This window comes from Bacillus sp. FSL K6-0994 (assembly GCF_038630815.1).
In the GTDB taxonomy this organism is placed as follows: Bacteria; Bacillota; Bacilli; order Bacillales; family Bacillaceae; genus Bacillus; species Bacillus safensis.
This window is the reverse complement of record NZ_CP152043.1, coordinates 3030051-3056731: the sequence shown is the minus strand read 5'-3', so window position 1 is coordinate 3056731 and position 26681 is coordinate 3030051. Positions and strand designations below refer to the sequence as shown.

The window sequence follows — 26681 nt, the reverse complement described above, 5'->3', positions numbered from 1 at the left end:
AAGGAGATCTTTTCAAATGACGAAGCTACAGGACAAGCAAGTTCGAATCGAACGAGACTTTCTAGGTGAAAAGGAAGTAGACACTCAAGCATATTATGGCATTCAAACATTACGTGCAGTGGAGAACTTTCCAATTACAGGCTACCGTATTCATGAGGAACTCATCAAAGCATTAGGGATTGTCAAAAAGGCAGCCGCACTTGCAAATATGGATACACAGCGACTATATTCTGGTCTTGGAGAAAAAATTGTTCAAGCCGCAGATGAGGTCATCGAAGGAAAATGGAACAATCAATTTATTGTCGATCCAATTCAAGGCGGGGCTGGCACTTCAATGAATATGAATGCCAATGAAGTCATTGCAAACAGAGCGCTTGAACTACTAGGAAAGGAAAAAGGCGCTTATACTGAGCTAAGTCCAAACACGCATGTGAACATGTCGCAGTCAACAAACGACGTTTTCCCAACAGCGATTCATATTTCAACATTGAATATGATTGAAAAACTACTTTATACGATGGAAAACATGCATCAAGTCATGACCGAAAAAGCGCAGGAATTCGATCATGTCATCAAAATGGGACGCACGCATCTTCAGGACGCTGTTCCAATCAGACTTGGACAAGAGTTTAGTGCTTATGCAAAAGTTCTTGCTCGTGATATTAAACGTATCAAGCAGTCTAGACAGCATTTATATGAAGTCAATATGGGTGCAACAGCAGTCGGAACTGGATTGAATGCAGATCCTAAGTATATTCGCCAAGTGGTTGGCTACCTATCTGACATTAGCGGATTACCGTTAGTTGGTGCTGAAGACTTAGTCGATGCAACGCAAAATACGGATGCTTATACAGAAGTATCGGCTGCGCTTAAAGTATGTATGATGAACATGTCCAAAATGGCGAACGATATTCGTCTGATGGCTTCAGGTCCAAGAGCGGGCTTTGGTGAGCTGCACCTGCCGCCGAGACAGCCAGGTTCATCCATCATGCCAGGAAAAGTCAACCCAGTTATGCCTGAGGTCATGAACCAAGTGGCATTCCAAGTTATTGGGAACGATCACACAATCTGTCTTGCTTCAGAGGCTGGCCAGCTTGAACTAAACGTTATGGAACCAGTGTTAGTGTTCAACCTGCTTCAATCTCTCAGCATGATGAAAAATGTATTCGAATCCTTCGTGGACAACTGCTTGCGTGACCTAAAAGCAGATGAATCTAGATTAAAAGAATATGTAGAAAAGAGTGCCGGTGTCATGACGGCGGTGAACCCGCACATTGGTTATGAAGCGGCTGCACGAATTGCAAGAGAAGCCATCCTTACAGGTGCATCTGTACGTGAGCTTTGTCTGCAAAATGATGTGTTAACAGAGGAAGAGCTTGATGTCATCTTAAATCCTTTTGAAATGACAAAACCAGGTATTGCTGGTGCATCACTTTTAGAAAAGGATCGTTTAGAAGATTAAGCGGCATCATGAGAAGCGCACACCGGCAAAGTTCCGGTGTGCGCTTTTTCATGGAGGTTTGTTTTTCTTTAGCTCACATAGTATACTATCGTCAATTATTAGGGATGTGACTGCGTTTGAATCTACTGAAAAAATGGCTGAATACAGAGCCTTATTTAATTGTGCTGCTCATTGTACTGACGCCGATTGGCGGAGAGTTTAAATTTTATCCATTTGAGGACAGCTTTCGGGTCAGCTTTGGAACCGTTGTCTTTTTCTTTATCCTGCTTCAAATGAAAAGATTTCCGGCATGGGCAAGCGGCATCATCGCTGGGATATCTGTTTTTGCGTTTCGCGTGCTGCTTGATACAGCTGTGACAGGGCATCTTCCGCTTGAAGAGGCAGTTTCATTAAGATTTCCTTCCCTGCTTTATTATGTTGTCTATGGCACACTCTTTTATTTATTGAAGGTCAGACGTTTCCGCGATCAGCCATGGCTGATTGGCGCAACAGGCATCGTCATGGAGCTGTGCGCAAGCGTTGTTGAAATCATCGCACTTCGAGGCACGATGGATGAAATGTTAACGGTGAGGACGCTGTTCCAATTATTTGTTTTAGCGATTTTCAGAAGCTTTTTCGTGTTGGCTTGTTATACAATGATTCGCTTATATGAAGAGCAGGCGAGAGAGCGTCAGATGAAAAAGGAAAAGGAACATTTGCTGATGCTTCTGTCCAACCTTTACACAGAATCTACATATTTCCATAAAACACTCGCACATGCCGAGCACATTACGGCTACATCCTATCAATTGTATCAATCCCTTCACCACGCAAAGGATGCGGAATCATTGGATTTGAAAAAGCTCGGTAAAACCGCCTTGCAAATTGCAGGAGAGGTGCATGAAATCAAAAAGGATAACCAGCGGATTTTTTCTGCCTTATCAAAGCTGATTCATGAGGAAAACTTCCAGGCTTATGAGAGTCCTTCTCATATCGCTGGGCTTGTCATTCGCATTCATGAAAATTACGCAGAATCTCTTAAAAAAAACATCGTCTTTCATTATGATGAAGATGGGAAGCATCCCGCCTATCACGTGTATACCATTCTATCTTTGTTAAATAACATCGTATCCAACGCTGTTGAAGCCATTCCTGTAGATGGAGAGGTGTCACTTTCTATTTCACAGAAAGAAAACCACGTGATTTTTCAGATCAGCGACAACGGGCCTGGCATAAAAGAACGTAATCATCATGTGATTTTTAAACCGGGCTTCACTTTGAAATACGACCAGGCTGGGAATCCATCTAGCGGTATCGGGCTTGCCTATGTAAAGGATACAGCGGAGAAGCTTGGCGGAAGTGTTGAGATGAAGAGTATCCCAAATAAACAAACGATTTTCACATTAACGATACCAGTAGATCAAGTCAGTAGAAAAGAGGGGATTGGGAGATGAGATTTTTTATAGTTGATGATGATGAAGCCGTTCGTTCTTCACTGGCTCAGCTCATTGAAGATGAAGAGCTTGGCATTGTGGCCGGGGAAGCAGAGGATGGCGCAGAGTTAACAGCCAGCTACTTAAATGATTTGCACATTGATATCTTATGTATTGATCTATTGATGCCGGAAAGGGACGGGCTTGAAACGATTCGAGCGATCAAGGATGAGTTTCATGGGAAATACTTAATGCTGTCACAGGTTGAAACAAAGGAATTAATCGGACAGGCGTATACGCTTGGCGTCGAATATTATGTGACAAAGCCGATCAATCGTGTAGAGGTCTTAAGTGTCCTCCATCTGATGATTGAACGTCTTCATTTAGAGCATTCAATTGAAAATATTCAGCACTCACTCAAATCGGTCATGCAATTTCAGCAGCGCGGTCAGACGAAAACGAAGCAGCGGGGGAAAAGTCTTGCAGAGGCAGGTCAGTTTTTGCTGGCGGAGCTTGGTATTGTTGGTGAGAAGGGGTCTAAAGATTTATTAGATATGATTCTGTTTACAGACCAGTATTTAGCGCTGCATGCTGATCATCATGATTCCTTTCCTTCTTTAAAAATCATTTTCACTGGGATTACGGAGGATAAGTTAAGTGAGCCCTACACATCGGCAGACATCGCAAGAGAAGCAAAGGCAGCCGAACAGCGGGTAAGGCGTGCGATCAATCAATCATTGAAACACATCGCATCACTTGGGCTAACCGATTTTTCCCATCCAACGTTTGAAAATTACGCATCTAAATTTTTCGATTTCACCATCGTACGAAAGAAAATGAGCGAATTGACGAAAGAGATGAGCGGAAGAGAAGAACACACCCGTATCAATGTGAAGAAATTTGTGCAGGTGCTTTACTACGAAGCGAAACGTATTTTTATGGAAGATTAAAAAAAGACATGCTCTCCAATTAAGGAGACATGTCTTTTTTTGTGATGGATTGCAGGTGCATCTGCAGTACGGAGCGTATGAGCTGAGGCGGTATACGTTCGGGCTGCACGATTCCATTCAATGCAAGCCCATTGATGACCGCATAAAGCCGTTCGGTTTCTAATAAAAGATCGATATCATTTAGCAGCAGCCCATCCTCTTTCAATTTCATTAAACAATATTGGACCGTTTGGAAAAGCTCGTCATACATCTTTGCATTGAGCGGCTGTAGATCTGGTTCAGTCAGCGCCTTGACTGCAAAAGCCTGCCACACCTCCATTTCAAATTTTCTTTCTTCATCAAGTGGAAGAAGCTGCTCCAATAAAGTGAGGACATTTTCCTCCGTTGAACCGTTTAATGAAAGCCCTGTAATCCGCTCCTTGACTCTTTCTTGAATTAAATTCATAGAGAATAGAAATAACTCTTGCTGTGTGGAAAAATAATGACGCATAGAGCCGGCTGAAATTCCAGCTTCGACTGCTATTTTTCGTACAGAAGCGCTTTCCAATCCCTCTTGTTTAATCACTCTCATTGCAGCTTGAGCGACCTTTTGTTTTTGTTTATGGTGATCGACGATTTTTGGCATACATTGATTTTAGCATAGCTGTTGTTTTTTTAACACATCTGTGTTATTTTTTATTTAATACAATCGTATTAAAAAGGATGTGGAAAAATTGGTCGGGTTATTGATTGTGGCATGTGAAATTGGTTTTTGGCTGTTTATTCTAATGGGCTTAACGCTGCGTTATGTGTTTAAACAGAAAAAGTTGGGTGCTTTCTTTCTTGTCTGTACGCCGATTTTGGATTTAATCCTTCTTGCTGCAACTTATATAGATTTAAGGCAAGGGGCTGTGGCGAGTGTCATCCACGGGCTTGCGGCTGTTTATATTGGTGTGAGCCTTGCCTTCGGACATCAAATGGTGAAATGGGCAGATGCTAGGTTTGCCTATCGATTTGCAGGAGGTCCTAAGCCAAAGGGAAAACCAAAGTATGGGAAAGAGCGGTCTGTGTATGAAATGGTCGGCTGGGCGCGGCATTTCATTTCTTATGTTATTGGAGCGGGGCTGTTATATGGATTAACCTATCTCATCCAAGCACCAGAGCGGACGGAAGCACTGGTGCAGCTTGTCAATACATGGGGGATGATCTTAACTATTGATTTCATCATTAGCATCAGCTACGTCATTTGGCCGAAAAAACATCCAGAAAATATAACAGGCTGACAAAAAAGACAGGCGGATTCACTCCACCTGTCTTTTCTTATGATGACAGCCCTTTGTAAATGGTGTCGATATTCCATTTCATCATCTTATAGTAGCTGTCTCCATCTTCACCTTCTTTTCCAATAGAGTCAGTGAAGACTTTTCCTTTGATCGGAACCCCGGTTTCCTCAGAGAGGCTTTCAAGGCTGCGTTTATCAACACTTGTTTCAAGAAAGAGCGCAGGAACTTGATGATCTTTGACAAAATGAATAATGCGCTTCATTTGTCCTGGTGTTCCTTCACTTTCTGTGTTGATCTCCCAAATATAGCCGGCTTTCAATCCATACGCCTCTGCAAAATATTTGAATGCCCCTTCACTTGTGACAAGGAGCTTTTTATCTTTTGGCAGCTGATCAAACTTGTCTTTTGCTTCATCGTGAAGCGCTTGAAGCTTTTTGATATAGGCTTCTGCATTTTTTTCGTAATCCTCTTTATGCTCAGGGTCTGCTTGAATGAGCGCATCTCGGGCATTTTGGGCATAAATGATCCCGTTCTCGACATTCAGCCATGCGTGCGGATCCTGCTGGCTTTCAAGGCCTTTTGATGACAAATGCTTCACTTTGACGCCTTTACTCAGCTCGGCTACAGGTGCATCATCCCCGTCCTTGCCGCTCGATTCAAGCAGCTTTTGAAACCAGCCGTTTCCTGTTTCAAGGTTCAAGCCATTATATAGAACAAGGTCTGCATCCGTCGTATACTGAACATCCTTTGGCAGCGGGTCAAATTCGTGTGGATCTGTACCAATGGGAACAATGCTGTGAATAGAGACATGCTGCCCGCCTACTTCCTTCACAATGTCATAAAGAATGGAGTAGGTCGTGACAACTTTTAATGTGCCGTCATCTTTACCGGAATTACTTTGCTGGGTCGAACAGCCTGCGATGATCATAAGGGCAATGAATACTGCGGTCAAACGGATAGCAAATACCTTCTTCATATATGTCCTCCTTTTACATAGACGCTTCCTTTTTTAAGTGCGTTCGTTTTCGTTTAGATTTTAATGATCTCCATAGAATGCCTTGTTTTGGTGAAAAGATAAAGGCACTGCCGAATAAAATAGTCGCGACCAGCACGATGGAAGCGCCTGATGACAAGTTATACGTAAAACTAAGCCCTAGACCTACGACAGCAGAAACAGCACCGAAAAAAGCAGATAAATAAATCATGATCCATAGCCGGTCCGTTAAGAGATAAGCGGTGGCTGCCGGCGTAATCAACATGGCAACAACAAGAATAATCCCAACGGTTTGCAGTGATGCAACAGTCACAAGGGTCAATAAGGTCATGAGAAAATAATGAATCATCCGATTCGGCAAACCGTAAACCGAAGAAATCACCGGATCAAATGAACTAATGAGCAGTTCCTTGTAGAAAACAATGACGGCTAGCAAAATAAAAATACCGATTCCCAGTGTAATCCACATATCAGATGATCGAACAGCTAGAACGTTTCCAAATAGAATATGATATAGATCACTTGAACTTTTCAAAAATGTGATCAAAATAATTCCGATTGAGAAAAAGGCTGTGAAGACAATGCCGATGGCAGAATCATTTTTTATGCGGCTGTTTTGACTTACATAACCGATCCCAATCGCTGTTAACACCCCAGTTAAAACGGCCCCGAAGAAAAAGTTAATTCCCAGCATATAAGAGATGGCGACCCCTGGCAGTACGGCGTGTGAAATGGCGTCTCCCATCAGGGCCATGCCGCGTAAAATGATAAAGCAGCCGATAACGCCGCAAATGATGCCTACCATGACAGATGTAAATAGCGCTTTTTGTAAAAAAGCATATTCAAAGAGTCCGGTTAAAAATTCCATTACACGTCTCCTCCTGCTGATTTTAAGAATGGCAGCTGTGTTTCATATGCTTCCAGCATGATTTCTGGGCGAAGGATGTCGTGTACAGGCCCTGCTTTGATGAGTTTTTTATTTAACAGAACAAGATGGCTGAAATAATCATCTGCCTTACTCAAATCATGATGGACAACCAAAATGGTTTTCCCTTCATCTCGTAATTCCTTCAAAATGCGAACCATCGTTTCTTCACTTGCCATATCAATCCCGACAAATGGTTCATCCAAACAGAAGAGCTGTGCGTTTTGAGCAAGTGCCCTTGCAAGGAAGACACGCTGCTGCTGTCCGCCGGATAACTCACCGATTTGTCTTTTGGCAAAGTCCTGCATCCCGACTTTTTCTAAACAGTGATACGCATATGCCCGGTCTTCTTTTTTTGGACGTTTGATTAGTCCGAGCTTCGGATATGTTCCAAGTAGTACGGTATCCAGTACATGAATCGGAAACGTCCAATCTAAATCATTTCTCTGCGGTACATAGGCGATCTGTTTTCTGACTTGTTTAAAGGGCTGCTCAAAAAAACGAATATCCCCTTGGTCTTTTTCAATGAGATCCAAACATGCCTTGAGTAACGTCGATTTACCAGCACCATTTGGACCAATGATTCCTGTCATTGTCCCTTCTTGTATGGAAAGAGAGACATTCACTAATGCATCCTGTCCGTGATATGAGACATGAAGACGGTCGATTGTTAAAGCATTTGACATCTCTTGCGGCCCCTTTCAATCATCATTGCGCTTCCTAAAGATATATGCATACATTAAATAATTTTGACTAAAGGATGAAATGATTCACTAACGCTAATTTGTTTCCTTAGGGAAACTTTTATTTTATTCTAAGCTTATGTCCTTCTTTTGTAAAGAGAAAAACTGCAAATGATCGTTTTTATGTTATGCGGGGAGCGGGGGACATGAGCTTGGTTTATTGAAAATCCGTGTGACAGAATTGGACACAAAAAACCAATGATTTCTTCAGAAATGATTGACAGAAGACAAGAACTCCTCATATAATAAAGGTAATCTAATATATGAATATATGCTCATATATAAAGTTTTTGATTTTTAATAGGTTTCATCGATCCAGGGAACGTTACTTATCATATAGAAAAAAGGTGAGAACATGAAAAAAATGAAGGATGAATACGTATTAAGCGGTCTTGATTGTGGAAACTGTGCACGTAAAATTGAAACAGGTGTCAGCAAAATGGATGGCGTTGAAGCTTGTTCCGTTAATTTTGCGACAGGGACAATGACTGTCACACATGCAGATAAGCAAGAAACGATGTCAAAGCGTATTGAAAAAACGGTTCAGTCCATCGAACCTCATGTGAGTGTATCACCAAAAGAAGAGGGACATCACCACGATCATGATCATGGGACAAAGAATTTAAAAGCGATTGTGCTGAAATTAATTGGCGGTGCAGTTATTGGAACAGCAGCTTATTTTATACCAGAAGATGGCTTACTGAAATTTATCATGTTTTTCGCAGCGTATTTACTAGTCGGCGGTGATGTGGTTTTTAAAGCGCTGAAAAATATCGTGCGCGGCCAAGTATTTGATGAGAACTTCTTAATGACCATTGCAACAGCTGGCGCTTTTGTGATTCAGCAATATCCAGAGGCACTGGCAGTGATGCTGTTTTACCAAATTGGAGAGCTGTTCCAAGGGGCAGCAGTGAATCGTTCAAGACGATCCATTAGTGAATTAATGAATATTCGCCCTGAATATGCAAATCTCAAAGTAGGAAATGAAACAAAAAAAGTGAAGCCGGAAGAAGTAAAAGTCGGTGACCGTATCGTCGTAAAACCGGGCGAAAAAATTCCACTTGATGGTCTTGTCATTGAAGGATTTTCACTTGTGGATACCTCTGCATTAACAGGTGAGTCTGTGCCGCGGGATGTAGAAGCAGGGAAAGAAGTTCTTGCAGGATTTGTGAATCAAAACGGTATTCTTGAAATTGAAGTGCAAAAAGGGCTAAGTGAATCGGCCGTGACGAAAATTTTAGATTTGGTTGAAAATGCGAGCAGCCGAAAAGCACAGACAGAAAACTTTATCACAAAGTTTGCAAAATACTATACACCGGCTGTCGTTGTATTAGCATTGCTGCTTGCCTTTGTGCCGCCGCTTCTCATTCCATCAGCACAATTGTCTGATTGGGTTTACCGGGCACTCGTTTTCCTAGTGATTTCTTGTCCTTGTGCGCTTGTCGTGTCCATCCCATTAGGGTTCTTCGGGGGAATTGGGGCAGCTTCTAAACGAGGCATCTTAGTAAAGGGCAGTAACTATTTAGAAGCACTAAACTCTGTGAGCTATGCTGTATTTGATAAGACGGGCACACTCACAAAAGGGAACTTTACGGTGACCAATATCGTGACAACGAGCGACAAGTGGTCAGAAGAGGAGCTGCTTTCTTTTGCAGCTTTAGCAGAAGCTCACTCCTCACATCCGATTGCTGAATCGATTAAAGCGGCATATGGTTCGCCGCTTGATGAAAGCCAGATCGAAGCCTATGAGGATATTGCGGGACATGGAATTAAAGCGACCATCAGTGGTTCACAAGTGTTAGCGGGTAATCATCGCTTGATGGAACGAGAAGGCATTTCGTATGAAAAAGAAAAACGAAGCGGAACAGTTGTGTACATGGCCATTAACGGTGAGTTTGCCGGATCGATCTTGATTGCAGATGAATTAAAGGATGATGCAATTGAAGCGGTCTCATCTCTAAAAGCATCTGGCATTCAAACAGTCATGCTGACTGGTGATGCCAAGCAAGTTGGAACAGCGGTCGCCCAGCAAATTGGCATTGATGAAGTACATGCCGAATTATTACCGCAGGATAAAGTAACGAAATTAGAAGAAATTGATCAGAAAAAAGCGCCTCAAGAAAAATTATTATTTGTTGGGGACGGCATTAATGATACACCGGTATTAGCAAGAGCAGACATAGGAATTGCGATGGGCGGACTTGGTTCAGATGCAGCGGTAGAAGCGGCTGATATCGTCATTATGACAGACCAGCCGTCAAAAGTAGCAGAAGCCATCGCTGTCGCTAAACGAACAAGAAGAATTGTATGGCAGAACATTGCATTTGCTCTTGGAGTTAAAGGGGTTTTCCTATTACTCGGAGCATTTGGTATTGCGACCATGTGGGAAGCCGTCTTCTCGGATGTCGGTGTGACTGTACTCGCTGTTTTAAATGCCATGAGGGTAATGAAATAAAATTGTTAGGAAAAATTCATGAATACCATCTTTCATAATGAACCCCCTCTTGTTAAAATAGAAGAAGTTGGATAATGGCATTATTCTAAGCTATTATCCTTTTTCTTTTGAAGGAATGAAAAAGATAAGGTAGGTGCTTATGTGAGTAAAAAAAATAATCAATCATCATCCATTAAATTTGCTGTCATTTTAACCATTATCGCAGCTCTTCTCATCGGATTATTCGTCGTCATTGGAAATAACAACAGCAAAGAAGCACAAACGGTTGACAGTAAGCCTTCTATTAAAGGACAGCCTGTCATGGGAGATAAAAACGCAGCCGTACAAATTGTCGAGTTTGGGGATTATAAATGTCCATCATGTAAATCATTTGAAACAGACATTTTCCCAAAGCTGAAAGCGGACTACATAGATAAAGGCGATGTATCATTTTCGTTTATTAACTTGCCACTTCCTGTTCATGGAGATGGCGCAGTGCTGGCAGCACTAGCTTCTGAAGAAGTGTGGAAAGAAGATCCGAAAAACTTTTGGGCATTTCATGAAGCTGTCTATCAAGCACAGCCAGATAGTGAAGCAGAATGGGTCACGCCTGCTAAGCTGACAGAGCTAGCGAAAAAGACAACAAAAATAGATACGGACAAGCTTAAAGATCATCTATCAAAGAAAACATATCAGCCGCAGCTGAACACAGACGATCAGCTTGTGAACCAATATAAAGTGAATGCAACACCAACTCTTTTCATTAACAATAAACAAGTCGAAAACTTTTATGACTATGATGAAATCAAAGAATTAATTGATCAAGAGCTCAAAGGGAAAAAATCATGAAGAATAAACTTGTTTACTTATACAGTGCTTGGATCGTTTCTATCGTTGCGACGATGAGCAGCCTGTATTTAAGTGAAGTAAAGAAGTTTATCCCATGTGATATGTGCTGGTTTCAGCGCATTTTCATGTACCCGCTCGTGCTTTTACTTGGAATTGCGACATTCAGAGGCGATGTGAAAGTGAAATATTACGTTCTGCCTCTGGCTGTGATTGGCGCTTGTTTTTCTATCTATCATTATATGGAACAAAAGATACCTGGCTTTGCATCGATTCGCCCTTGCCTGAGCGGTATTCCTTGTTCTGTTGATTATTTGAACTGGTTTGGTTTTATCACCATTCCACTGCTAGCTCTTATTGCATTTATTCTCATCATCATTAGTATGCTGCTGTTAAATGCAAAAGAAGATTGAAAGAGATAGCCTGCTTATAAGCGGGCTATTTTTTATTTTTGCAAAAAGATAAAATTTAAAGAAAATTTGTATTGCTTTTCACCTGTGTCAGATATACATTAAGGGAGTAGTGTTAGATGATCAGATAAAGGTAAGGAGATAAGCGGAAAATGGCATGGGAAGTCTTAAGTATCATTGGCATTGTCGCATTCGCTATTAGTGGTGCGATTGTGGCAATGGAGGAAGAGTACGATATTCTTGGTGTGTACATTTTAGGGATTGTGACAGCATTTGGCGGTGGAGCGATTCGGAATCTATTAATTGGTCTTCCGGTGTCTGCTTTATGGTCACAGGGCAAAATGTTTACGATTGCCCTTGTATCCATTACGATTGTGTTTCTTTTTCCAAAGCTTTTGCTCAAGCACTGGAGCACATGGGGAAATTTCTCGGATGCGATCGGTTTAGCAGCGTTTGCGATTCAAGGCGCATTATTTGCTGTGCAAAGAGAACTCCCGCTCAGTGCAGTCATTGTGGCAGCCATATTGACTGGAAGCGGCGGCGGAATTGTGCGTGATTTATTAGCAGGGCGAAAGCCGCTTGTGCTAAAAGCAGAGATTTATGCCGTATGGGCAGCCCTTGGCGGCTTATTCGTTGGACTCGGCTTAGCGCAAGGAGAGCTTGCTTTATATTTGCTGTTTGTCATCCTCGTCGTATGCAGGGTTTGTTCCTACTTATTCAAATGGCGCCTTCCCGCCAGGTCTTATTTTTTAAATAAAGGGTAAAACGAAAAAGGGCGATTCCGCTCTTTTTTTTGTGTTTAATAAGAGCTGAATATCAGCAGATGATGGAGTTTTCGTGTAAAATAAAAGCAGGGTCTTTTGTTCATCATTTGAACAATACATATGATGAAAATTTTGTCAGCAGGCTGAATATCTGGATTCAGCCTTTTTTTGCCTAGATGGATTGTTATGTGTTGGTTTCACTTTTTGCGGAATACTAAAGAAGCACTTCTGAGCGGACGGATGTAATGAACACATCTTTGCATGTAAGCAAAACTTGACGAAAAATATACATAGGAGGGACATGTACTAGTGGAGATTTTTTTGGCAGTGCTCGTACTACTGGCACTCATTGCAGCATCTAATATTATCAATCGTTTTGTCCCCTTTATTCCCGTTCCGTTAATTCAAGTGGGCTTAGGAATATTGGTGGCAGCTTTTCCTTCAGGTTTACATATTTCTTTAAATCCTGAACTCTTCTTCGTTCTATTTATTGCGCCGCTGTTATTTAATGACGGGAAGCGTACCCCAAGGGACGAGCTATGGAAATTAAGAGCACCGATTCTTCTTTTAGCGCTTGGTTTAGTGTTTGCGACCGTCATTGTAGCGGGATATACCATTCATTGGATGATTCCAAGCATACCGCTTCCAGCCGCATTTGCGCTTGCAGCAATTTTATCACCGACAGATGTGGTGGCAGTAAGTGCTTTATCCAGCCGTGTGAATATGCCAAAGGGCATCATGAGACTGCTGGAAGGCGAAGGGCTGATGAACGATGCATCAGGACTTGTCGCCTTTAAATTTGCCATTGCTGCAACGGTGACGGGAGCTTTTTCAATTGCTCAGGCCTCCTTTAGTTTTGTACTGATTGCAGCAGGCGGGTTATTGACTGGATTTATTCTATCCTTTTTTATCATTCGTTTTCGCTATTTCCTCCGCCGTTTAGGAATGGACGATGTCACAATGCATATCATCCTGCAAATCCTTACACCATTTGTGATTTATTTAGCAGCGGAAGAAATCGGTGTATCCGGCATTTTAGCTGTTGTGGCTGGCGGTGTGACACATGCCATTGAGCAAGACCGAATGGAAGCGAATTTAGCCAAGCTGCAAATTGCTTCATCAAACACCTGGAATATTATTTTATTTATTTTAAACGGCCTTGTTTTCGTCATACTTGGACTGCAGATTCCGGATGTTTCCACAGTTATTTTCCAGGATGAAGCCTTTAACAACATGCAGGTGATTGGCTACATTTTAATTATTACACTATGTCTCATGGTGCTGCGGTTCTTATGGGTATGGCTGTTCTGGGCAGGAAAATGGAGTGCAACGAAAAAGCAAAATGTGAAAAAGCCGAAGCTTCGCGCCTCGATGCTCATGACATTCTCTGGTGTCCGCGGGGCTGTGACATTGGCCGGTGCCTTCTCTATTCCATTTACGCTTGCGGACGGATCACCATTTCCAGAGCGGCACTTGATTATTTTCCTCGCAGCTGGTGTGATTTTATGTACGCTCATTTTAGCCAGTGTGTTACTGCCTCTTTTATCAGAGAAAAAAGACAAGCAAGTCGACGTGGACTTGGATACAAAGATTCAGCATGCAAAACGAAAGCTGCTGAGAAGTGCCATTAAAACCTTAAAAGAAGGAATGAATGAGGACAACAGGGAAGTGTCTCTTTCACTCATCAATGATTATAGAATGAAGCTGAGAAATATCCAGCGTGAACCATACCAATTTGGGATGAGAAGACAAGAGCGAAAAATCAGACTGCACGGTATCAAAGCAGAACAGATGAAACTTCAACAATTAATTGAGGAAGAGAAAATTGACAAGGAAGAAGCCTATGAGCTGCAAGAAAGATTTCATGAGCTGGAAATGCTGTATTCAAACTCCTTCAAAATTCGCTTTTCAAAGGTGAAGTTTCTGCGCTTGCTTCAATGGCTGCAATTATGGCGGCCGAATCAGCACATTTCAAGCGGCATTTTAGAAAACGAGGAATCGTACAAACAAATCCGTAAGAAAACCGCTGAAGCTGCAGTAGATTCGATCAAACATCATATGACAGATGAAAACCAACAAACGTGCCACCAAGTCATTGGTTTTTACAATCAAGTGATTTTCCGCTGTGAACACGGTCCAAGCTTCTTCCAGCAAAAAGACCGTTCATTTGAGCGGAAGAAAAAAGAGCTGAACTTCCAAGCTGTACAGACGATTCGAAATGAAATTCAAACTTTATATGAAGACGGTGAGATCAATCGTGATATTGCCCATCATTTAAGGGAGTATATCAATGACATGGAAGCTGTTCTGCTCACCAATACGTGATGTTGTCATCTTCTCCCCCATGTTTTATGATGAAGAAAGAGAACAAGCAGGGGGGATCAATGATGGCGTATTATGGAGCAATTGAAGCTGGGGGTACAAAATTTTGTTGTGCAATCGGCAATGAGCATGGAGACATCTTAGAGGAAATGACGATTCCGACAGAGCACCCGGAGAAAACAATACAAAAGCTCATTCCATTTTTTGAGCAGCATGACATTGCAGCATTAGGGGTTGGCTCCTTTGGACCCATTTGTGTTCAAAAGGATGATCCTTCATACGGTTATATCATGAACACGCCAAAAGTGGAGTGGAAGCATTATCCGTTCATTCCTGAGCTTGAGAAGCAATTAGGTGTCCCAGTATCCTTTACAACAGATGTCAATGCCGCAGCACTAGGTGAATTAACAAAGGGGGCAGCCAAAGGGCTAAGCAGCTGTTTGTATATCACGGTCGGTACAGGCATTGGTGCGGGAGCTGTTGTGAAAAATGAGCTTCTACACGGCCATTCACATCCTGAGATGGGACATATCCTTATCAGACAGGATGAATCGGATTCGTTTGCAGGTATCTGTCCGGCACATGGAAATTGTTTAGAAGGACTGGCAGCTGGACCAGCGATTGAGAAAAGGTGGGGGAAACCTGCCAAAGAGCTTACGAAGGAAGAAGCGGTTTGGTCACTTGAGGCGGATTATTTAGCGCAGGCGCTTATGCAGTACTCGCTCATTTTAAGCCCAGAGCGCATCATCATGGGCGGAGGCGTCATGAAGCAAAAGCAGCTATTCCCACTAATTCGTGAGAAGCTGGCTGCTTATGTCAATGATTATGTGGACCTGCCGCCGCTTGATACATACATTGTCTCCCCTGGACTTGAGGACAAGGCTGGCATGACAGGTGCGCTGCTCTTAGCCATCGAAGCGAAGAGAAACGCCTGATAATAGAGTTTTGAAGTACAACATGAGATAATGAAAGAGATGGAATCTATAAAAAAGGTGGTTGTTAAAATGGTCAAAAGCTTGAATGATACCGTAACATTGAATAACGGAGTCGAAATGCCTTGGTTTGGTTTAGGTGTATTCAAAGTGGAGGACGGCAATCAAGTGGTAGATGCCGTAAAAGCAGCCATACGAAACGGATATCGCAGCATTGATACGGCAGCTGTTTATAAAAATGAGACAGGCGTAGGAAAAGCGATTAAAGAATCTGGCGTGAAACGAGAAGACTTATTTATTACGTCTAAAGTATGGAACACAGATCAAGGCTATGACAAAGCACTTGAAGCGTTTGACGCAAGCTTAAACCGATTAGGTCTTGATTACTTAGACCTCTATTTGATTCATTGGCCTGGACCAAATGCAGATACATTTAAAGACACATGGCGCGCACTTGAGAAGCTTTATAAAGACGGGAAAGTCAGAGCCATTGGAGTCAGCAATTTCTACATTCAGCATTTAGAAGAGCTGTTAAAAGATGCTGAGGTTGTTCCAGCTGTGAACCAAGTTGAATTTCATCCGAAACTGACACTTGTTGAACTGCGTCAATATGCAAAGGAAAAAGGCATTCAAATTGAGGCATGGTCTCCGCTGATGCAAGGGAAGCTATTAGATCATGACGTATTGAAAGACATTGCTGCACGCTACAACAAATCTGTTGCTCAAGTCATCTTGCGCTGGGATCTGCAAAGCGGTGTTGTGACAATTCCTAAATCAATCAATGAAGAACGCATTAAACAAAATGCAGACATCTTTGACTTCGAGCTTTCCAAAGAAGACATGGAAAAAATCGATGCATTAAACAATAACGAACGCGTCGGCTCAAATCCAGAGACAATGACGGTTGGGTTTGAATAAATAATAAAATCCTCTTTCTTATATGAGAAAGAGGATTTTTTACGTACTGCTTCGGCGCACAGCCAAGAGCATGATAAAAGATAAGATCACAATACAAATCGTCCAGGCCCAAGCGAGCTCCATTCGTCCAGAATCAATCGCCACATAGATAGCGGTTGGGAGAGTTTGCGTTTTTCCCGGGATGTTGCCGGCAAACATTAAGGTCGCCCCGAATTCTCCAAGGGCTCTGGCAAAGCTGAGGACGCTGCCTGACAAGAGGGTAGGCAGGGCAAGTGGTACTGTAATATAGGCAAAGACTTGGAATGAATGAGCACCATCTACTTTTGCAGCCCCTTCAATATCTGACTCAATCGTAGAAAATCCAGCTTTTGCTGATTGATACATAAGCGGGAATGCCACAACCGTTGATGCAATTACCGCCGCCCACCATGTGAAAATGACCGGCTGGTGGAAGATCCATTCAATTGCTTCCCCGATCATGCTATGCCTTCCGAATATGACGAGCAATAAAAATCCTACAACCGTTGGCGGGAGGACAAGCGGCATCATCAAGAGTGTTTCTACGATCATTTTCCCTTTAAATGATGTTCGCGCCATCCAATAGCCAATCATTGTACCAAAAACAGTTGCCAGCAGCCCGCTCACAACGGCAACTTGCACGGACAGCCAGATGGGAGATAGAAATTCTTCAGTCAGCATGGGCATTATGTCACTTGAAAGCCGTACTTTTTAAAAATGGATTTGGCTGCTTTTGATTGTAGAAATTGAAAAAAGGACTTGGCTTCCTCTAAATGTTCTGTCCCTTTTACGATCCCTACCGGGTAAATGATCGGGGAATGCATGTCCTGATTGGCTTCAGCCGCAATCTTTACTTTTTTGGAAACGAGGGCATCTGTCTTATACACAACACCTGCTTCCACATTTCCTGTTTCTACGTAGCTTAAAACCTGCCGTACATCCTTGCCGTACACAGTATTCTTTTTCACTTGATCCCAGATGTTCAGTTTTGTAAAAATCTCTTTGCCGTATGTACCAGCAGGAACGGATTCAGGTGTGCCAAGAGCAACCTTTCCTTTTATGTGCTCGACATCTTGAAAGCTTTTAATAGAGGAAGAGTGATCTTTTGGCACAATGAGTACAAGCTCATTTTGGATGGCATCCTTGATAAAATGTTGATCGATGTCTCCAGATTTCACAAGCTCATCAAAGGGCGCTTCAGCTGCAGAGAAAAAGAGATCCGCCTTTGCCCCTTGCGCAATTTGCTGCTTCAATGCGCCGGATGACCCGAAATTATTTGTTAATGTCACATTCGGATGCTCATCGTTAAAGGCAGATTCAATTTCTTTAAGTGCATCCTGAAGACTTGCCGCAGCTGAAATGACAAGCTCTGTTTTTTTGGTTGTTGTATCCGATGACTTCATCTCTGTTTGACACCCGCTCAGGAGCAAACAGATGGCGATGAAGGCGAAGAACGTATACTTCATGTTCACACCTCTTATTATTCAATATCATCTGTATCCTTTATTATAAGCAAACTTATTTGACCATTCATAGGCTTTCAGTAAAAAGAGAAAAGAAAAAGCCGCCAGAAGGCGGCTTTTATTGCTGATAAAAACGGAGCAAATTCCCATTGATCACTTTGTCTGATAAGGAAAGCTCTTTATTGGCTTTTTCGATATAAGGCTGACACACCTCATCCTGTTCAACAGGTTCTTTTGTTTTTTGATCATAGCAGGTGTTCTTTGTATAGAGATAATCATCTGTAATAAAGTTCCCGTTTCTCAAAACAGCAAAAGGCGTCCGTTCGTTTGAAAATAAGTCATTGCCAAATTGAATGGCATCCTTCGTTTCAATACCGAGTAAGTGCAGGAGTGTCGGCTTCACGTCGATTTGCCCAGCTGTTTCAGAGATTGTCTGCGGTGCTTGATCTGTGACTCCCGGAATGTAAATCAAAAATGGAACACGCTGCAATTTCACAGCATCATACGGTGTAATCTCATCTTTTTTGAGCAGCTCTGCCATTGCCTGATGATGTGCCTCGGATATGCCATAGTGATCCCCCATGAGAACAAACATTGTATTGTCATACAGTCCTTCTTCTTTCATACGGTCAAAAAAGTTCTTAATGGCTTCATCCTGATAGCGGACGGTCGTCACATAGCGGTTTAAAATGGCGCTGGACGAATCATATTCATCGATCAATTGATCCTTTGGATCAATTTCAAATGGAAAGTGATTGGTCAAGGTAATGAACGTGCTGTAATAAGGCGCCTTCAACTTTTTTAAATAATCAATGGATTGGTCAAAGAAGTCGATATCCTTTAAGCCCCAGCCAGTTGAATTCTGTTCATTGACCTGATACGAATCGACATCATAAAAGCGGTCAATCCCAAACGATTCATACATCACATCACGATTCCAAAACGTTTTATTATTCGCATGAAATTGGACGGATTGATAGTTCTCTTTTTTCAACTGCTTGTATAACGTGTCGTATTCGTTGTCACTAGCTGTGAAAAAGACAGCGCCGCTGCTAGATGGATAGAGGGAATTTGCGACAATAAACTCTGAATCCGACGTCTTTCCTTGCTCAGTCTGCTGATAAAATTCATCAAAATAAAAACTCTTTTTAGCGAGTTGATTTAAAAAGGGGGTGATGTATTGTCCATTCACCTTTTGATCAACGACAAATTGCTGGGTTGATTCGAGTGAAATGAACACAACGTTCTTGCCTTTAGCAAGTCCAAAATACTCTTCGTTTGGTGCACTGTAATCAGCCTTTGTGTAGTTTGCTACGGTTGAAAGTGTATCTTCATCTGCAAAGGCTTTTTGTCCAATACGCGCTGTTTGGGCAGCGCCGTCATACAGGTGGAACTGGAACAGCCCAAGGTTTCGTACAATCACTTCTCGATCATAGGAGCTTGTCAGAAAGCGAGGGTGATCCAGCATGGCTGAACTGACATGAAACAATAGAAAGCTGCAGCACACGGCATAATATGTTTTGATCGTCTTGAAGGAGGCCTTTGGCGCTAAAGGTTTGCGCTTTAACAGCCAAGCCAGCACCACGAAATCAATGAGCATCAGCAAGAACAGCGGGTGGAATAATTCTGTCATACTGCTACCCATATCTCCCATGTTTTTCGCTTGGAATAATACAGGGATCGTAATGAAATCAATATAAAATCCATAAAAAATCGTATTCGATATGAGAATCGCCGTCAAAATCAAATTTGCGGTCAATAAAAAAATCTTTTGCTTCGTTTCATTTAAAAAAAGAGCAATCCCAAACAAGGGGAGCAAAAAGCTAAGTGGATTGATCAAAAGCAGCCATTCATGAAACAGGTTGGCTGTTCGTATGTGAAATCCGAATTGATAAATGATGTATGTTTTCATCCACATGAAGAGGATGGAGTACACTAAAAACCAGTGATCTTTGAAAAACGCTTTCATTTATGTAGCTCCTCACCATTCTGTATTCAGCTGCAAGGCAAAAACACTTATCTTAAACCTACTAAAAAAATGAGGAATGATCAATTCATATCCTGTGTTTTTCGGAAATCTCTTTTTGATTCATTAGAATGGGATGGATATGCCGCAGATAACAGCGATGTAATAGCAGGTAACGACGGTAAGAGCAGCCAGTACGACTTGTTCTCCTGCGCTGCCTGTTTTGACATAGAAGGGAAGACGCACTTTAATGGAAGCTGGAAATAAAAATTTAATCCCGTTCACTGTTCCTGCATCCAGGATGAGATGACTTGCCATCCCGACTAGTAAACCGATACTTAGGCTGTCATTTGGAATGTATGTTGTCGCTAGAAAATAAATGATCAGCAAAAATAATAAACTGTGTGTAAACGTGCGATGACCGAACACACTGCTGATCAGTGCCGAGAGCAGCGGGAATTTTCTGCCGATTTTACTTTTTGTATGGCAAAGGTCAGGGATCAGGGCACCTGCTGATCCAGCGGCAGCCATTATCACTGGGTCGAATCCATAATAGTAGGCAACGGCAGTGGAGGCGGCAATTCCGCCCATGATGTGTGTTTTTCCTGTCATGATGCGTACTCCTGTTCTATCTTAGTTCAAGTACTCACTATATCAAGGGTGGATTCATTCAGCAAGGCTTATTTTCTAAAGAAAAAGAGGCCAAAAGGGTTGGCTGAATGGAAAAACATTCTATAATAAGGGGGAAGTCATGTTGATACTAACGATAAGGATGCGATTCGGATGGGTAATGCAGACATTTTAAAAGAAATTGTTCTTGTACATTATGAAGTCAGCCGTAAATTAAACCGCAAGTTACTTGAGTTAGAGAAAGACATCACGCCCCCGCAGATATATGCTCTTTCTATTTTGATACAAGGAAAAGTATCACATGCTGAAGAGCTGAAGCAAAGACTCTCCTTAAACCCTGGTGCAGCCTCTATTGCGCTCAATAAATTATGTGAGCAGGGTTATATTCAGAGAGAACGGGACAAGGACGATTCATCACTTGTTCGTTTAGAAGTCACGGAAAAAGGGATGGCGATTTATGAAAAGCATACACGTCTTTTCGGAAAAGTGATTCAGCATATGATGTCAGACTTCACAAAGGAAGATTTAAAAACCTTTCTGTCGTACTTGCAAAAAATGAGACAGACCTTTCATGATGATTGAGCCTCTTCCATTGAATAAGTCTGAGCGCTGTAGCACAAATTAAACAGGCAATCGCATTTTATGAAAAGGGAGGAAACAGCGATGTCATTTTTCCAAAAGGATAAAAAGGCGAAAAGTGAGAAAGACCATCAGCAGGTAGATCAGCTGTTAGAGGAAGCAAGTAAAGAGCTAGCAGGCGACCCGCTTCAGGAAGCTGTACAAAAGAAGAAAAACAACCAACAATAAGCAGGTAAAGGGCAGAGAAACACTTCTCTGCCTTTTTTCTATGTTTTTCCCTTTGACAGATGTGAGAATGTTTGATAACCTTCGTGTAGTAAAAATGAATAGAAATCCTCACGCTATGTCTCAGTGAGGTAGAGGTTGCGCGGATGATGAGTCACTCATAGGAGAGATGGAATCGTAGATCATGAGAAAAAAGGCATCAGCGCCGAAGTGTAAAGAGAGCTCCAACTTTCTTTATGCTGGGTCTGCATTGAATAAATGCAGGACTGCCACGTCTTTAAAGCGTGGAGGGCTATCCGGAGATCAAGGTGTATGTTTTGAAAAGCATGGACTTTTGTTCAGGCTTTTTTTTATGTTCTGAGTAACAAAAATAAGGGTATGCTGTTAAAAAGGTAATCCATGATGAACATAAAGAATGCAAGTCATTGCTTCACAAATATATCAATGAAGATACTGCCGGGTCTGGTCCAAAGTGAATAAAACGGAGGTACGGAAATGGAACAGACAAAAAAATGGGGTTTTTGGTTATTGACGGCCTTTGTCGTCGGAAATATGGTAGGTTCAGGCATCTTTATGCTGCCAAGTACGCTTGCCCAGCACGCCAGTCCTTTAGGTGTGACGATGGCATGGCTTGTCACAGGCGGCGGTGTGCTGATGATTGCGCTTGTATTTGGGCATTTGTCCATTCATAAGCCGCAGCTGACGGCTGGACCACAAAGTTATGCAAGGGCGCTTTTTAAAGATCCGAAAAAAGGGAAAGCGGCCGGTTTTACAATGGTTTGGGGATATTGGGTGGCAAGCTGGATTAGTAATGTCGCGATTATTACAAGCCTTGCTGGTTATTTAACGACTTTTTTCCCTATTCTCACCGTGAAGACTGAGGTTTTTACCTTTGGAAAAGAAGCGGTCACACTTGGCCAGCTCATGACGTTTATCGTATGTACTCTTCTTCTATGGGGAACACATACCATTTTAATCACAAGCTTAAGTGCTGCGAGTAAATTGAATTTTATTACAACCTTTTCGAAGGTGCTTGGATTTGTCCTTTTTATTGTTGCGGGATTATTTGCTTTTCAAACGGCATTATTTGAACATTATTACTTCCCGGTTGAAACAGGCGGGGAAGGAGTGCTCGGACTTGGAGGCCAAATTCATCATGCGGCTATTTCCACACTATGGGCATTTATTGGGATTGAATCAGCTGTCATTTTATCAGGAAGAGCATCCTCACAGCGTGATGTGAAACGTGCGACGATTACAGGTCTTTTAATCGCACTTTCGATCTACATGATTATCACATTGATTACAATGGGCGTTCTGCCGCATGATCAACTGCAAGGCTCTGACAAACCATTCGTGGATGTGCTTCAGCTTATTATTGGGCCGGCTGGCGGAATTGTCATGGCACTGCTGGCGATTATTTGTTTGTTTGGTTCGATGCTTGGCTGGATTTTACTTGGTTCAGAAGTACCGTATCAAGCAGCAAAGGCTGGTGATTTTCCAGCAGTATTTGCAAAAACAAACAAAAAAGGAAGCCCTGCTTTCGCTTTGACTGTTACAAATATTATGTCACAGCTGTTTATCTTCTCTGTGATGTCACGTACGATTAATGAAGCTTTTACCTTTTTAACCACATCAGCGACACTTGCGTATCTTATTCCGTATATTGTGTCTTCCATCTACAGCTTTAAGGTCATCATGCAAGGTGACACATATGAGCTTCAAAAAGGAAATCGAACAAGAGACGGCATCATTGCACTTGTTGCGATGGGGTATTCGGCTTGGGTCATTATTTCAGGAACAGCCGACTTGAAAACTTTTGGTCTTGGAATCGGTCTATTCTTAGTGGGTATTTTGCTTTATCCATTCATGTCAAAAGGATTTGCCAAAGAAACGGTATAAGATAAGGAAGACGTTTCTCCATCTCTGGAGAAACGTTCAGCGTGTAGACAAACCCTCGCATTCTTTGTCAGGTCTGCGCTCCGGTGCTCACGAATGTTCAATTCGCTCCGCTCCGGTACTCGTCCTTCCTAGACTGCAAAGGTTTTCTATCACGCTGAAAAGAAGACAAAGGGCTAAAATAAAGCTCATTTTATCCCTTTGTCAATTATTTGGACGTTTCTCCATCTCTGGAGAAACGTTTTTTTATGACGCAGATGTCAACCGGTCCACAATGAACTCTAGCTGACCTTCTAGTGACACTGGGTCATTAAAGAAGTAACCGACTGGATCTATTTCAAATACACGTTTATTTTTGACGGCAGGAAGTGATGACCAAATGCTGCTTTGATAGACTTGGTCACCATTACTTTTTGAACCGCTCCATGGACCTGTGAAAATATAGTCGCCTGCGAATTCTGGCAGCTTCTCAAGAGAAATGTTTGCATAGCCGACACCGCTGTCGATCGCTTCTTTTTTGACGACTTTCGGTGCTTTTAATTTCAGCTCGTCATAAATGATTTCTCCCCCGCGGCCAAAGGTGTTTCCAAAGATATAAATACCTTTATCAAATGGCGATACGATCGAAACCGTTTTGCTGCCGACAGCTTTTGTTACCTTTGGTTTCACCTCAGCAATTTTAGTATCCCATTTCGTGATCCATTCTGTTGCTTTTTTTGGTGTACCTGTCATTTTACCGAATTCTTTTAGCTGGTCTTTGAAGGAATATTGGTTGTATTTAACCGCTACAGTTGGGGCGATTTTTTTGTATTGATCAAACTTCTCGTCTTCTCCCCATGCAATAATCATATCTGGCTTCAAAGCGGCTACCTTTTCGACTGATGGGGTCCTTCCGAGATTCTTCACTCCATCTGTTTTCCCTTTATAAAAAGGGTTTTTAAAGATGGGTGATGTCGTAGCAACCGGCGTCTTGCCGAGTGTAACGAGGTCCCCGTAATAGCTTTCTGCAAGAAGCACTATTCGCTTCGGATTTTTCGGAAGCTTCACTTCTCCTTTGGCATCCTGATATGTGATCATGTCATTCTTTTTCGCTGCAGATTGTTTATTCGAAGTGCTGCCGCAAGCGGCTGTAAAGATCATAAGGATGGATAAAGAAATCAAAAGAAATCCAGTTCGTTTTTTCACAAAAATTCTCTCCTATTCACTTTTACTTGATAATGATTCTCATTTTCAATTTTATCGTACCATGATAGGAATAAAAATGCATCGGCTAATTTAGAACCAAAAGAAAAATGATGAAATTCTCACAATTTTTTGCGGAAAATAAAGAAATTTATCAGAACAGTGATTTCAAAAAGAAAAGAAAGTGATATACTAGACTTCGAGATTGATAATCATTATCACTAATAGAGAATAGACATGAACGGAAAGGAAGAGACTGGTTTTGGGCTCACAATCGAATAAACAGCTGCCAGCCAGAGATGATACGATCGATATTGTCACGAAGCCTTTTGGAACAGCAGCTGTTATCATCATAGGAATGATCGCTTTAGCATTTGGTCTTTTTTTATCAGTATCATTAGGAGCGGCAAACATTCATCTACAGACTGTATGGGAAGCCGTTTTTCATTTTGATTCACATCAAACTTCACATCAAATCATTCGGGAATTGAGGCTGCCGCGTACAGTTGGAGCTGCCCTCGTCGGTGCCTTTTTAGCCGTATCAGGTGCCATTATGCAAGGAATGACGAGAAACGCGCTTGCGTCACCTGAGATTATGGGTGTGACAAATGGCTCCGCATTTGCGATTGCCATTGCATTAGCATTTTTCCCTGGCCAATCTTCTTTTACATTAATTCTTTGGTCATTTGTTGGAGCCGCACTCGGTGCCTCTATTGTATTTGGTGTTGGTACTATGTCAAAAGGTGGGCTGACTCCTGTAAAGCTCGCACTAGCTGGTACAGCGGTTGGAGCACTTTTGAGCTCCATCTCCTCAGCCATTGCCATCCGTTTTGACGTCGCTCAAGATATGAGCTTTTGGTATGCTGGCGGAGTGGCAGGTGTGAATTGGAGTAACATTCATATCATCATTCCAGTTGCCATTGCAGGACTAATCATTGCAATGATCCTTGCCCGTTCGATCACGGTTTTAAGCTTAGGTGAAGAACTGGCGAAAGGGCTTGGACAGTATACGAAAACGGTCAAGGTGCTTGGTATAGTGGTTGTTATTCTTTTAACGGGTGCTGCCGTGTCGGTAGCAGGCTCTATTGGTTTTATTGGGCTTGTGATCCCTCATGTCACTCGGTTCTTGGTCGGAGTGGACTACCGCTGGATTATCCCATGCTCCGCTATCTTAGGGGCCACATTGTTAATTTATGCAGACATTGCTGCAAGGCTGGTCAATGCTCCGTTTGAAACGCCAGTCGGTGCCATTACGGCGATTATAGGCGTTCCTTTCTTCTTATACTTAGCTAGACGTGAAAGGAGCGGGATTTAAATGGAAATGGTGCAGCAAGCAAAGAAAAAGAAATATCAACGAACGATGCTCATGATTTTTTTCGCGATCGTAGCTGTGTTTCTCATTAGTTTAAATACCGGAGAAATTCGGATTTCTCCGATGGATACATTGAAAACACTTTTTGGATTCGGAAGTGAAATGGATGAACTCGTATTATTCGAGTTCAGGCTTCCAAGAATGGTCATCGCTTTACTTGTCGGCGCTTCTATCGCTGTATCAGGAGCGATTTGGCAAGGTGTTTCTCAAAATGGTTTAGCTGACCCAGGTATTCTTGGTGTCAATGCCGGTGCAGGCTTTGCCGTTGTGCTATTTATCTTTGCATTTCAAGGCACGATGACAAATTTAGGTGATCTTACGATTTTTATACTGCCGCTTTTCGCGTTCGTAGGTGCAGGCTTTGCTGCATTTCTCATCTATGTGTTAGCGTGGAAAAAAGGCATCACACCTGTTCGATTGATTTTAACTGGTATTGGTGTGAATGCTGCGTTTTCAGCAGCAATTGTGGTCATCCAGTTGAAAATGAGCCCAAATGATTTTAACCAAGCTATCGTGTGGTTATCTGGAAGCATTTATGGCTCGAGCTGGACGTATGTCCTATCTGTTCTGCCATGGATGCTGATTTTCCTTATATTAGCGCTTGTCAGATCACGCTACTTAAACATTATGAATTTAGGTGATCAGCTGTCCTATGGATTGGGCATTTCTGTTCATAAAGAAAGAAGTCTTCTCATGCTGATTGCCGTTGCATTAGCAGGTGCAAGTGTTGCTGTTGCAGGAAGTATCTCTTTCCTAGGATTAGCCGCACCGCACTTAGCTAGAAAGCTTGTTGGGCCAAAGCATCAAGGAATGATACCGGCCTCCGCGCTGATTGGCGCGCTGTTATTATTACTGGCAGATACAATTGGCCGCGTCATCCTTGCACCATCAGAAGTGCCAGTTGGCCTTGTCGTTTCTGCTTTAGGCGCACCTTACTTCATTTACTTATTGATGAAATCGAACTAATGAGGAA

25 protein-coding genes and 1 riboswitch are annotated in these 26681 nt (G+C 42.3%); of the genes, 16 read left to right on the top strand and 9 right to left on the bottom strand.

Annotated features, from left to right (window positions below):
* Positions 1-16 precede the first annotated feature (16 nt).
* The 3 genes from aspA to MHB69_RS16025 all read left to right on the top strand — a co-directional run bounded on the left by aspA (position 17) and on the right by MHB69_RS16025 (position 3824).
* On the top strand, positions 17-1462 hold the full coding sequence (aspA, locus tag MHB69_RS16035; RefSeq protein ID WP_024426050.1) for an aspartate ammonia-lyase: 1446 nt from the start codon (positions 17-19) through the stop codon (positions 1460-1462).
* 116 nt (positions 1463-1578) lie between these two features.
* On the top strand, positions 1579-2895 hold the full coding sequence (locus tag MHB69_RS16030; RefSeq protein ID WP_034280917.1) for a sensor histidine kinase: 1317 nt from the start codon (positions 1579-1581) through the stop codon (positions 2893-2895).
* On the top strand, positions 2892-3824 hold the full coding sequence (locus MHB69_RS16025; RefSeq protein WP_034280916.1) for a response regulator: 933 nt from the start codon (positions 2892-2894) through the stop codon (positions 3822-3824). Before MHB69_RS16030 ends, MHB69_RS16025 begins: the two co-directional genes overlap by 4 nt.
* 19 nt (positions 3825-3843) lie before the next feature.
* Here MHB69_RS16025 and MHB69_RS16020 read toward each other — a convergent pair whose 3' ends face one another.
* Positions 3844-4449 (bottom strand): TetR/AcrR family transcriptional regulator, encoded by a 606-nt coding sequence (locus tag MHB69_RS16020; protein WP_034280915.1) that lies wholly within the window; start codon positions 4447-4449, stop codon positions 3844-3846.
* Between the two features lie 88 nt (positions 4450-4537).
* On the opposite strand from MHB69_RS16020, the gene MHB69_RS16015 reads away from it, so the two are divergent.
* Positions 4538-5086 (top strand): hypothetical protein, encoded by a 549-nt coding sequence (locus MHB69_RS16015; RefSeq protein WP_041115665.1) that lies wholly within the window; start codon positions 4538-4540, stop codon positions 5084-5086.
* Between the two features lie 37 nt (positions 5087-5123).
* On the opposite strand, the gene MHB69_RS16010 is transcribed toward MHB69_RS16015, so the two are convergent.
* The 3 genes from MHB69_RS16010 to MHB69_RS16000 are packed head-to-tail and all read right to left on the bottom strand — an operon-like array spanning position 5124 to position 7691.
* A complete protein-coding gene (locus MHB69_RS16010; RefSeq protein WP_034280913.1) occupies positions 5124-6062 on the bottom strand; it encodes a metal ABC transporter substrate-binding protein in 939 nt (312 codons plus the stop codon).
* Positions 6063-6075: 13 nt separating this feature from the next.
* Entirely contained in the window at positions 6076-6948 is an 873-nt protein-coding gene (locus tag MHB69_RS16005) for a metal ABC transporter permease (protein WP_024423468.1), read from the bottom strand.
* Complete coding sequence (locus MHB69_RS16000) at positions 6948-7691, bottom strand: metal ABC transporter ATP-binding protein (RefSeq protein WP_081124837.1); 744 nt, start codon at positions 7689-7691, stop codon at positions 6948-6950. The genes MHB69_RS16005 and MHB69_RS16000 overlap by 1 nt, the downstream gene beginning before the upstream one ends.
* A 412-nt stretch (positions 7692-8103) precedes the next feature.
* On the opposite strand from MHB69_RS16000, the gene MHB69_RS15995 reads away from it, so the two are divergent.
* The 7 genes from MHB69_RS15995 to MHB69_RS15965 all read left to right on the top strand — a co-directional run bounded on the left by MHB69_RS15995 (position 8104) and on the right by MHB69_RS15965 (position 16374).
* On the top strand, positions 8104-10203 hold the full coding sequence (locus MHB69_RS15995; protein WP_342495766.1) for a heavy metal translocating P-type ATPase: 2100 nt from the start codon (positions 8104-8106) through the stop codon (positions 10201-10203).
* A 141-nt stretch (positions 10204-10344) separates the two neighbouring features.
* Complete coding sequence (locus MHB69_RS15990) at positions 10345-11031, top strand: DsbA family protein (RefSeq protein ID WP_034280910.1); 687 nt, start codon at positions 10345-10347, stop codon at positions 11029-11031.
* Positions 11028-11441: a disulfide oxidoreductase gene (locus MHB69_RS15985; protein ID WP_024423464.1), complete on the top strand. Its 414-nt coding sequence runs from the start codon at positions 11028-11030 to the stop codon at positions 11439-11441. The genes MHB69_RS15990 and MHB69_RS15985 overlap by 4 nt, the downstream gene beginning before the upstream one ends.
* Positions 11442-11590: 149 nt before the next feature.
* Positions 11591-12202, top strand: a complete 612-nt coding sequence (locus MHB69_RS15980; protein WP_024423463.1) for a trimeric intracellular cation channel family protein — start codon at positions 11591-11593, stop codon at positions 12200-12202.
* Between the two features lie 309 nt (positions 12203-12511).
* Positions 12512-14527 carry a Na+/H+ antiporter gene (locus MHB69_RS15975; RefSeq protein ID WP_046313196.1) on the top strand — a complete coding sequence of 672 codons (2016 nt, stop codon included), beginning with the start codon at positions 12512-12514 and terminating at the stop codon, positions 14525-14527.
* Between the two features lie 62 nt (positions 14528-14589).
* Positions 14590-15459 (top strand): ROK family protein, encoded by an 870-nt coding sequence (locus MHB69_RS15970; RefSeq protein ID WP_034280908.1) that lies wholly within the window; start codon positions 14590-14592, stop codon positions 15457-15459.
* Between the two features lie 69 nt (positions 15460-15528).
* Positions 15529-16374 carry an aldo/keto reductase gene (locus MHB69_RS15965; protein ID WP_039181397.1) on the top strand — a complete coding sequence of 282 codons (846 nt, stop codon included), beginning with the start codon at positions 15529-15531 and terminating at the stop codon, positions 16372-16374.
* Between the two features lie 39 nt (positions 16375-16413).
* Here MHB69_RS15965 and modB read toward each other — a convergent pair whose 3' ends face one another.
* The 4 genes from modB to MHB69_RS15945 all read right to left on the bottom strand — a co-directional run bounded on the left by modB (position 16414) and on the right by MHB69_RS15945 (position 20433).
* Positions 16414-17079: a molybdate ABC transporter permease subunit gene (modB, locus tag MHB69_RS15960; protein ID WP_070326021.1), complete on the bottom strand. Its 666-nt coding sequence runs from the start codon at positions 17077-17079 to the stop codon at positions 16414-16416.
* The gene (gene modA, locus MHB69_RS15955; RefSeq protein WP_046313201.1) at positions 17079-17858 is read right to left on the bottom strand and encodes a molybdate ABC transporter substrate-binding protein; all 780 of its coding nucleotides are present in this window, start codon (positions 17856-17858) and stop codon (positions 17079-17081) included. Before modA ends, modB begins: the two co-directional genes overlap by 1 nt.
* A gap of 115 nt (positions 17859-17973) precedes the next feature.
* A complete protein-coding gene (locus tag MHB69_RS15950; RefSeq protein ID WP_144496378.1) occupies positions 17974-19824 on the bottom strand; it encodes an LTA synthase family protein in 1851 nt (616 codons plus the stop codon).
* Positions 19825-19947: 123 nt separating this feature from the next.
* Positions 19948-20433 (bottom strand): metal-dependent hydrolase, encoded by a 486-nt coding sequence (locus tag MHB69_RS15945; protein WP_034280902.1) that lies wholly within the window; start codon positions 20431-20433, stop codon positions 19948-19950.
* Positions 20434-20604: 171 nt separating this feature from the next.
* On the opposite strand from MHB69_RS15945, the gene MHB69_RS15940 reads away from it, so the two are divergent.
* The 3 genes from MHB69_RS15940 (at position 20605) to MHB69_RS15930 (ending at position 23157) form a co-directional block, all read left to right on the top strand.
* Positions 20605-21033 (top strand): MarR family transcriptional regulator, encoded by a 429-nt coding sequence (locus tag MHB69_RS15940; RefSeq protein ID WP_034280901.1) that lies wholly within the window; start codon positions 20605-20607, stop codon positions 21031-21033.
* Between the two features lie 81 nt (positions 21034-21114).
* Positions 21115-21258, top strand: coding sequence for a small acid-soluble spore protein SspJ (sspJ, locus tag MHB69_RS15935; protein ID WP_034280900.1), 144 nt, complete (start codon positions 21115-21117; stop codon positions 21256-21258).
* Positions 21259-21379: 121 nt separating this feature from the next.
* Positions 21380-21558, top strand: a riboswitch (Lysine riboswitch).
* 192 nt (positions 21559-21750) lie between these two features.
* Positions 21751-23157, top strand: coding sequence for an amino acid permease (locus MHB69_RS15930; protein ID WP_034280899.1), 1407 nt, complete (start codon positions 21751-21753; stop codon positions 23155-23157).
* A 243-nt stretch (positions 23158-23400) separates the two neighbouring features.
* Here MHB69_RS15930 and MHB69_RS15925 read toward each other — a convergent pair whose 3' ends face one another.
* Positions 23401-24339 carry an iron-hydroxamate ABC transporter substrate-binding protein gene (locus MHB69_RS15925; protein ID WP_070326020.1) on the bottom strand — a complete coding sequence of 313 codons (939 nt, stop codon included), beginning with the start codon at positions 24337-24339 and terminating at the stop codon, positions 23401-23403.
* Between the two features lie 259 nt (positions 24340-24598).
* Here MHB69_RS15925 and MHB69_RS15920 point away from each other — a divergent pair, with 259 nt between their 5' ends.
* Positions 24599-25651 (top strand): iron ABC transporter permease, encoded by a 1053-nt coding sequence (locus MHB69_RS15920; protein ID WP_034280897.1) that lies wholly within the window; start codon positions 24599-24601, stop codon positions 25649-25651.
* Positions 25652-26674 carry an iron ABC transporter permease gene (locus MHB69_RS15915; RefSeq protein WP_034280896.1) on the top strand — a complete coding sequence of 341 codons (1023 nt, stop codon included), beginning with the start codon at positions 25652-25654 and terminating at the stop codon, positions 26672-26674.
* Positions 26675-26681: the final 7 nt, after the last annotated feature.